We start from the raw sequence: 2,909 nt of genomic DNA on the forward strand, positions 1-2,909 counted from the left end.
GCCCCCATCCGGGACCCGGATGGGGGTTCTTCTGAAGAATTGTTCGGCGGCGTCCTACTCTCCCACAGGGTCCCCCCTGCAGTACCATCGGCGCTGTAAGGCTTAGCTTCCGGGTTCGGAATGTAACCGGGCGTTTCCCTCACGCTATGACCACCGAAACACTATGAAACTGTCAACCGCACACCCGACAAGATTCGGGCGGGTCGTTGTTTCAGAACAACACAGTGGACGCGAGCAACTGAGGACAAGCCCTCGGCCTATTAGTACCGGTCAACTCCACCCCTCACAGGGCTTCCATATCCGGCCTATCAACCCAGTCGTCTACTGGGAGCCTTACCCTCTCAAGGAGGTGGGAGTGCTCATCTCGAAGCAGGCTTCCCGCTTAGATGCTTTCAGCGGTTATCCCTCCCGAACGTAGCCAACCAGCCATGCCCTTGGCAGGACAACTGGCACACCAGAGGTTCGTCCGTCCCGGTCCTCTCGTACTAGGGACAGCCCTTCTCAACACTCCTACGCGCACAGCGGATAGGGACCGAACTGTCTCACGACGTTCTAAACCCAGCTCGCGTACCGCTTTAATGGGCGAACAGCCCAACCCTTGGGACCTACTCCAGCCCCAGGATGCGACGAGCCGACATCGAGGTGCCAAACCATCCCGTCGATATGGACTCTTGGGGAAGATCAGCCTGTTATCCCCGGGGTACCTTTTATCCGTTGAGCGACGGCGCTTCCACAAGCCACCGCCGGATCACTAGTCCCTACTTTCGTACCTGCTCGACCCGTCAGTCTCACAGTCAAGCTCCCTTGTGCACTTACACTCAACACCTGATTGCCAACCAGGCTGAGGGAACCTTTGGGCGCCTCCGTTACCCTTTAGGAGGCAACCGCCCCAGTTAAACTACCCACCAGACACTGTCCCTGATCCGGATCACGGACCCAGGTTAGACATCCAGCACGACCAGAGTGGTATTTCAACGACGACTCCACAACAACTGGCGTTGCTGCTTCAAAGTCTCCCACCTATCCTACACAAGCCGAACCGAACACCAATATCAAGCTATAGTAAAGGTCCCGGGGTCTTTCCGTCCTGCTGCGCGAAACGAGCATCTTTACTCGTAATGCAATTTCACCGGGCCTATGGTTGAGACAGTCGAGAAGTCGTTACGCCATTCGTGCAGGTCGGAACTTACCCGACAAGGAATTTCGCTACCTTAGGATGGTTATAGTTACCACCGCCGTTTACTGGCGCTTAAGTTCTCAGCTTCGCCCCACCGAAGTGGAGCTAACCGGTCCCCTTAACGTTCCAGCACCGGGCAGGCGTCAGTCCGTATACATCGCCTTACGGCTTCGCACGGACCTGTGTTTTTAGTAAACAGTCGCTTCTCGCTGGTCTCTGCGGCCACCCCCAGCTCGGAGTGCAAGACTCGTCACCAGGAATGGCCCCCCTTCTCCCGAAGTTACGGGGGCATTTTGCCGAGTTCCTTAACCATAGTTCACCCGAACGCCTCGGTATTCTCTACCTGACCACCTGAGTCGGTTTGGGGTACGGGCCGCCATGAAACTCGCTAGAGGCTTTTCTCGACAGCATAGGATCATCCACTTCACCACAATCGGCTCGGCATCAGGTCTCAGCCTTAATGAGTGACGGATTTGCCTATCACTCGGCCTACACCCTTACCCCGGGACAACCACCGCCCGGGCTGGACTACCTTCCTGCGTCACCCCATCGCTCACCTACTACAGACTTGGTTCAGCGGCTCCACCACGTCCCATTGTCCGAAGACTCCGGGCCGGCTTCACGGCCTTAGCATCACCTGGTTCGACGTTGGCGCTTCAAAGCGGGTACGGGAATATCAACCCGTTGTCCATCGACTACGCCTGTCGGCCTCGCCTTAGGTCCCGACTTACCCTGGGCAGATCAGCTTGACCCAGGAACCCTTGGTCAATCGGCGCAAGAGTTTCTCACTCTTGTATCGCTACTCATGCCTGCATTCTCACTCGTATACCGTCCACGACTGGTTTCCACCGCCGCTTCACCCGGCACACGACGCTCCCCTACCCATCACAGCAGGCGTTGGCCCTTCATGCTGCAATGACACGACTTCGGTGATGTGCTTGAGCCCCGCTACATTGTCGGCGCGGAATCACTTGACCAGTGAGCTATTACGCACTCTTTCAAGGGTGGCTGCTTCTAAGCCAACCTCCTGGTTGTCTCTGCGACTCCACATCCTTTCCCACTTAGCACACGCTTAGGGACCTTAGTCGGTGTTCTGGGCTGTTTCCCTCTCGACCATGGAGCTTATCCCCCACAGTCTCACTGCCACGCTCTCACTTACCGGCATTCGGAGTTTGGCTAAGGTCAGTAACCCGGTAAGGCCCATCGCCTATCCAGTGCTCTACCTCCGGCAAGAAACACGTGACGCTGCACCTAAATGCATTTCGGGGAGAACCAGCTATCACGGAGTTTGATTGGCCTTTCACCCCTAACCACAGGTCATCCCCCAGGTTTTCAACCCTGGTGGGTTCGGTCCTCCACACGGTCTTACCCGCGCTTCAACCTGCCCATGGCTAGATCACTCCGCTTCGGGTCTTGGGCATGCAACTCAGACGCCCTATTCGGACTCGCTTTCGCTACGGCTACCCCACACGGGTTAACCTCGCTACACACCGCAAACTCGCAGGCTCATTCTTCAAAAGGCACGCAGTCACGGCCCACCAGCAAGCTGGTGAACGACGCTCCCACGGCTTGTAGGCACACGGTTTCAGGTACTATTTCACTCCGCTCCCGCGGTACTTTTCACCATTCCCTCACGGTACTATCCGCTATCGGTCACTAGGGAATATTTAGGCTTAGCGGGTGGTCCCGCCAGATTCACACGGGATTTCTCGGGCCCCGTGCTACTTGGGAG

The 2,909-nt window shown here is 56.9% G+C and carries 2 rRNA genes (1 of these 2 running past the window's edge); both read right to left on the minus strand.

The window, feature by feature from the left end:
- Nucleotides 1–41: 41 nt before the first annotated feature.
- Nucleotides 42–158, minus strand: a 5S ribosomal RNA gene (rrf, locus tag AMK13_RS40735).
- An 81-nt stretch (nucleotides 159–239) separates the two neighbouring features.
- Nucleotides 240–2,909 (minus strand): 23S ribosomal RNA (locus AMK13_RS40740); it runs 575 nt beyond the window's last position.

This window comes from Streptomyces sp. CB02056 (assembly GCF_001905545.1).
GTDB lineage: Bacteria > Actinomycetota > Actinomycetes > Streptomycetales > Streptomycetaceae > Kitasatospora.